At 45.5% G+C, this 5,990-nt stretch carries 6 protein-coding genes; 3 read left to right on the top strand and 3 right to left on the bottom strand.

Annotation, left to right across the window (positions count from 1 at the left end; translation table 11 throughout):
• On the top strand, nt 1-2,249 hold a 2,249-nt coding region (purL, locus tag A3729_RS12415; protein WP_068633932.1), incomplete at its 5' end, for a phosphoribosylformylglycinamidine synthase.
• A gap of 528 nt (nt 2,250-2,777) precedes the next feature.
• Nucleotides 2,778-3,092 carry a YqfO family protein gene (locus tag A3729_RS12410; RefSeq protein WP_068511457.1) on the top strand — a complete coding sequence of 105 codons (315 nt, stop codon included), beginning with the start codon at nt 2,778-2,780 and terminating at the stop codon, nt 3,090-3,092.
• Nucleotides 3,093-3,098: 6 nt separating this feature from the next.
• Here the strand turns inward: A3729_RS12410 and A3729_RS12405 are convergent, their stop codons facing one another.
• From A3729_RS12405 to arsC, 3 genes are all read right to left on the bottom strand, one after another.
• On the bottom strand, nt 3,099-4,874 hold the full coding sequence (locus A3729_RS12405) for a GspE/PulE family protein (RefSeq protein ID WP_068511455.1): 1,776 nt from the start codon (nt 4,872-4,874) through the stop codon (nt 3,099-3,101).
• 47 nt (nt 4,875-4,921) lie between these two features.
• Entirely contained in the window at nt 4,922-5,302 is a 381-nt protein-coding gene (locus A3729_RS12400) for a DUF2069 domain-containing protein (protein WP_068511453.1), read from the bottom strand.
• 95 nt (nt 5,303-5,397) lie between these two features.
• A complete protein-coding gene (gene arsC / locus A3729_RS12395; RefSeq protein ID WP_068633930.1) occupies nt 5,398-5,751 on the bottom strand; it encodes an arsenate reductase (glutaredoxin) in 354 nt (117 codons plus the stop codon).
• 54 nt (nt 5,752-5,805) lie between these two features.
• On the opposite strand from arsC, the gene A3729_RS12390 reads away from it, so the two are divergent.
• The coding region (locus A3729_RS12390; RefSeq protein WP_156497924.1) for a TlpA disulfide reductase family protein at nt 5,806-5,990 on the top strand (185 nt) is incomplete at its 3' end.

The raw sequence follows: 5,990 nt of genomic DNA, 5'->3' as shown, positions 1-5,990 counted from the left end.
TTATTGCTGTGTTGCCGCAAGACTTGGAGCGCTTTGAGGCGATTTGTGCTAGAGAACGCTGCCCCTACGCTGTGATTGGTGATGCTCTGGAAGAGCATGATTTAACACTGGAAGATCCGCACTTCGATAATAAGCCGGTTGATCTACCCATGTCAGTGTTGTTTGGAAAACCGCCTAAGATGCACCGTTCGGTTGAATCAGAAGCGTTTACTAAGCCGATGTTCGAGTCTAGTCAGATAGATATAAAAGAAGCGGCTGAGCGCATTCTACGTTTACCGAGTGTGGCGAGTAAGAGCTTCCTTATCACGATTGGTGATCGTTCAATTACCGGAATGGTTGCACGAGATCAGATGGTTGGCCCATGGCAGGTTCCCGTTGCTGATGTAGCGGTTACTGCGGTTGATCTTGAAAGCCATACTGGTGAAGCGATGGCGATGGGCGAGCGTACGCCAATTGCGAATATCGATGCGCCGGCTTCTGGTCGTATGGCTGTTGGTGAGGTGGTTACCAACCTGGCGGCTTCATCTATCGAAAAAATCTCTGATATTCGTTTGTCTGCTAACTGGATGGCCGCAGCGGGTCACCCAGGTGAAGACGACAATTTATATAAAACTGTTCAAGCGGTTGGCATGGAGTTGTGTCCTGAACTGGGTATTTCTATCCCGGTCGGTAAAGACTCTATGTCGATGAAAACTGTTTGGCAAGAAGGGCATGAGACACGCACGGTTACCTCTCCGTTGTCTTTGATTATTACCGGCTTTGCGCCAGTCAGTGATGTAAGAAAAACACTGACACCTGAGCTGGCAAGTGATCAGGGTGATACTGATCTAATATTGATTGATTTGGCGAATGGTCAAAACCGATTGGGTGGATCGGCTCTGGCACAGGTTTATAAGCAAATGGGTGCCGTCACGCCAGATGTCGACGACCCGGAAGATTTAAAAGCTTTCTTTGCTGTGATTCAGGGTTTGAATCAAGATGGCAAATTGCTGGCTTATCACGATCGTTCTGATGGCGGCTTATTTACAACCCTGGCGGAAATGTCATTCGCTGGGCGTGTAGGTGTTGACGTTAAGCTGGACTTGTTGGCTGAAGACTCCAGCCACTTCGCGCGAGAACTTTATAATGAAGAGCTAGGTGCAGTCATCCAGGTTAAGCAAGGTGATACTGAAGAGGTTCTTCAGCAATTCACTGCTGCGGGCTTAGGTGAGCATACGCTAGTAATTGGCCAGACCAACGAAGACGATAAGATTCGTTTTGCTTTTGATGGTCAGTCAGTTATTGAGGAATCTAGAGCTTACTATCAGAGAATTTGGGCAGAAACGAGCTATCGAATGCAATCGGCACGTGATAATGCCGAGTGTGCTCAAGAAGAATACGATACATTACTGGATGAAAAAGACCCTGGCTTGAACGCTAAACTAAGCTTCGATCCGAACGAAGATATCGTTGCGCCTTATATCAATACTGGTGCCAAGCCAAAGGTTGCGGTACTGCGTGAGCAGGGCGTTAATGGACAGATAGAGATGGCAGCTGCCTTCACCAAGGCAGGCTTCTCAGCCGTTGATGTTCATATGAGTGATCTCTTGGCTGGCAGAACAGCCTTAAGTGATTATAATGCGTTAGTCGCTTGCGGCGGCTTCTCTTACGGCGATGTTTTGGGCGCTGGTGAAGGTTGGGCGAAATCGATCTTGTTCAATAGCAGCGTGAGAGATCAATTCTCGGCCTTCTTTGAGCGTCAAGATACTTTAGCGCTTGGCGTTTGTAATGGCTGTCAGATGATGTCTAATCTTCGTGAGCTGATTCCTGGTTCAGAGCATTGGCCTCATTTTGTGCGCAACCGTTCTGAGCAGTTTGAAGCACGTGTAGCGCTCCTGGAAGTACAATCGTCTCCTTCTTTGATCTTGAATGGTATGGCGGGCTCTCGACTTCCTGTGGCAGTAGCGCACGGAGAAGGGCGAGCTGAATTCGCGAGTGAGCAAAAACTGGCGTCCCTGATGTCGTCTGAGCAATTGGCTTTAAAATACGTAGACAATTATGGGCAGACAGCGACTCGTTATCCTGCTAACCCGAATGGCTCTCCAGAAGGCTTAGCCGGGGTTTGTTCTCAGGATGGACGTGTGACGATTATGATGCCTCACCCTGAGCGTGTTTATCGTACTTTGCAAAACTCTTGGCACCCTAAGGACTGGGGAGAAGATGGTCCTTGGTTGAGGATTTTCAGAAACGCGAGAAAATGGTTCGTTTAACGAACCATTTTTTTTGCCTGGGTTTTGTCTAGAAAGATTGGTTAAATGCTCCGAATTTGGGCGTGTAACAAAATGTTAAAATCTGTATTTCTTTGTGAAAACTGCGACGTCGAATATTTGTCGACTTGATCGATAATTGACCTTCAAATTACGTTTCAAATAACGAAATATTGACAGGCTCTCAAAAAGACAACGTTTTTGCTGGTTTTTATGCACACATTTGAGGCGCTTGCTATATAAGTGAGTAAAAAACTGAGGCTTTCTACACTTTTCTTTGTTGACATATTTAACGTATTGATAATAAAGGGTTTATTTGCTTCGGTTAAAAAAGTGTCAATTTGTATGAAGTTCAGTGTTTATCAGTGTTTAGGGCGTTTTCCCAAAAACTTTCCCCAGAGTTATCCACAGTTTTTGTGGGTAAGTTAAAATTAAATCTAACACTTGTTTGAAACACCTGTATTGGCGGGCTTTACACGTAAATCTGTGTAACCTTAATAAATGAATCAAGTGTACGGTAGGGTATATGGTATGTATAAGTTATGTTTTTTTGTGCCTGTCGAGAATGCGGAAAAAGTTAAGGATGCGGTTTTTTTGACAGGTGCAGGTAGGATAGGTTGTTATGATCGGTGTAGCTGGGAAACTTTGGGGGCTGGACAATTTAGACCTTTATCTGGTAGCAAGCCAGCGATTGGTCAGATTGATGAAATTGAAAAAGTTCAAGAGCTAAAGGTTGAATTGGTTTGTTCGGATGAGTGTATCAAACAGGCCGTGTCAGCATTGAAGCAGGCTCATCCTTACGAAGAGCCTGCATACGAAGTATTTCGTTTGGAGGAGGGCTTCTAGTGTTCCCTAGCTCATTAGCTGATTAAGGCTGACTGGTGTGACTCTGAGCACTTCATCAATGGTTGTTAAGCCATTTGCTATTTTATTTGCGCCGCTTAGCCTTAGTGAATACATCCCTTCTTTAATTGCTTCTTTTCTGAGCTCTGCTACTTGACCGCTTTCGTGTATGTGCCCTTTTAAGCTTTCGGATAAGGGCATGATTTCATAAACGCCTGCTCGACCGCGATAGCCTGTTTGTCGACATTCTTGGCAGCCGACGGGTTGTTGCGCATTTTGAGGCAAAGGTGTTTTCCAAGGTCTGGTAAGCATTTTCCAGTCTTCCTCTTCAAGCTCGACAGGTGTCTTGCAGGACGTACAAAGGGTTCTAACCAGCCTTTGGGCCATCACGCCCAATACCGTTGCTTTTATTAGGTATGGAGGGATGCCGAGTTCCATTAATCGCGTGATTGCGCTGGGTGCGTCATTAGTATGCAGTGTCGAAATAACCAGGTGGCCTGTCAGGGCAGCTTGTATTGCCATCTCGGCTGTTTCCAGGTCTCTTATTTCACCAATCATTATGATATCGGGGTCTTGTCGCATAAGGGCTTTAATGCCGCTGGCGAAATCCAGGTCGATATTTTGTTGGATCTGCATCTGATTGAAGGCAGGTTCTACCATTTCAATCGGATCTTCAATCGTGCTGACATTAACTTCGGGTGTCGCGAGTTCACGCAAGGTCGAATAGAGCGTTGTCGTTTTTCCTGAACCGGTCGGGCCGGTAACGAGAATAATGCCATTTGGCTGACCGGTCATTTGCTTCCAGCGTTTTAAATCTTCGCTAGAAAAGCCTAACTCAGAGAATGAGCATTGTAAGACTTCCGGATCGAAAACACGCATTACTAGTTTTTCGCCAAAGGCGGTAGGCAGGGTTGAAAGACGGAGCTCTATTTCCTTCTCATTGCTGTTACGTGTTTTTATTCGGCCATCTTGTGGTTTTCTTTTTTCGGCGACATTGAGGCGACCTAGAATCTTGAAGCGGCTGGTAACCGCGATGCCTACTTTGGCGGGAAATTCATAGACGTTATGCAGTACACCATCAATTCGAAAGCGTACTTGTGAGATTTCCCGGCGTGGTTCAATGTGAATATCGCTAGCGCGCTGCTCAAAAGCATATTGCAGAAGCCAGTCAACAATGTTGATGATGTGTTGATCGTTAGCGTCCGGGTTGCCTTGCGCGCCAAGTTCCAGCATTTGTTCAAAGTTCTGTGAATGCTGCGAGGAAGTTTGTGCGCCAGCCTTATTAACAGAGTTTGCCAGGTGATAAAATTCGACAGTATATTTTCTTAGATCAGCAGGAGAGACGATGACTCGGCTAATGTTCTTCTTGAGAATGTGCTTTAGATCGTTTTCCCAATGATCAACAAAAGGTTGGGCGCTGGCGATGACGGCTTCTTCTGAGTTGATTTCGACTGCCAGAATATGATGCCGCTGAGCGAAAGCAAGTGACATCACGTTTGCTACTTTCTGACTATCAATTTTCAGAGGGTCGATTTGGAAAACCTCTTGCCCGCTCCATGTAGAAAGCCAGTTAAGCAAGGATTCTATGCTGATGGCTTCCCCGGAAGGTTTACTTAGTTCAGCGTTCGCTATGATTTCTAAAGGGTGAAGCTTTGCCTGCGCACTTCCTTTTGGCGCGATCAGCAGCGCCTTCGCATCTTCCTCACTTAACCACTTATCTTGCTGCAATTGGTGAACGATTTGCCCGAAAGTGAGTGGCTCAGAATGTGAAAATTGCTGCTGCATTAAGGTTTACTCTCATGTAATTAAAGCTAACTGATTAGTTAGCTAATCTAGAATAGCGCTCGGCCCAGAGCGCGTTCCCACTTTATATAAAACATAGCAGATAAAAAGATGTTGACGGTTAATAAAGTGATAACCAGGTCTAAGCCTGCGCCTTGAGATAGAAAGGCTTCGACAACTGCTTGAGTAAAATAGAATAAAACGATAAAACAAAGCCACGTATATGAACGCAGGCTATCTTTAATTAAGCCAGGCAGAATGATCAGCAATGGGGAGAGTTTGACGCTTACGACGACCCAGGGTGAGCTTCCTTCGGGTAGGTAGCTTGGAAGGCTGGTGATGATCATCATTAGAATAAGTAAAAGGTAGGAAGCCCAAGTAATGCAGTAGGCGACTACGTTTTTTCTTGGGCGCTGTGGTGTTTGAGACATTCGGTGTTCCATTACAATTGAGGTGAGCTTGGTGTCGACAGTCCGACTTCACCCTCAAACTTATACCGTAGAGGGCGCTTCGAAGCATATATCGTTTATATAAGTTCGAGTACGTTTTCTGTTGGGCGACCCAGAACTGCTTTGTCGCCTTTAATGACAATAGGGCGTTCGATGAGCTTTGGGAATTTCGTCATCGCGTCAATTAATTGGGCGTCGCTAAGTGTTTTATCTGCTAGCTCGTTGTCTTTGTAAGCTTGCTCACCTTTGCGAAGAAGTTCGCGGGCGCCAATGCCTAACTTACCAAGTATCTCTGAGATTTTTTTGGCGTCTGGCGTATCATCTAAATACAGAACAATTTCAGGCTGGATGCCTTTCTCTTCGATAAGCGCTAAGGTTTGGCGTGATTTAGAGCAGCGAGGATTGTGGTATATTTGTATCGTGTCGGTCATAGTTAATCGTCCAGCGTGGTAAAATTAGATGGCATATTGTAACAGGAGTCAGGCTTGAGAATAAAAACACTTTTGCCCTTTGTATTGTTTCTTTTTCTAAGTGCCTGCTCTGAATCTGTTTTCGTCTTTTCTGATGGTCGCCAGCAAGCGCTAAACTCATATAAGGGGCAGTGGCTATTAATCAATTACTGGGCAGAATGGTGCCGGCCCTGTCTCGATGAATTACCAGAATTGAACAA

This window comes from Oleiphilus sp. HI0043, assembly GCF_001634935.1.
This window is presented reverse-complemented; position numbering and strand designations above follow the sequence as displayed.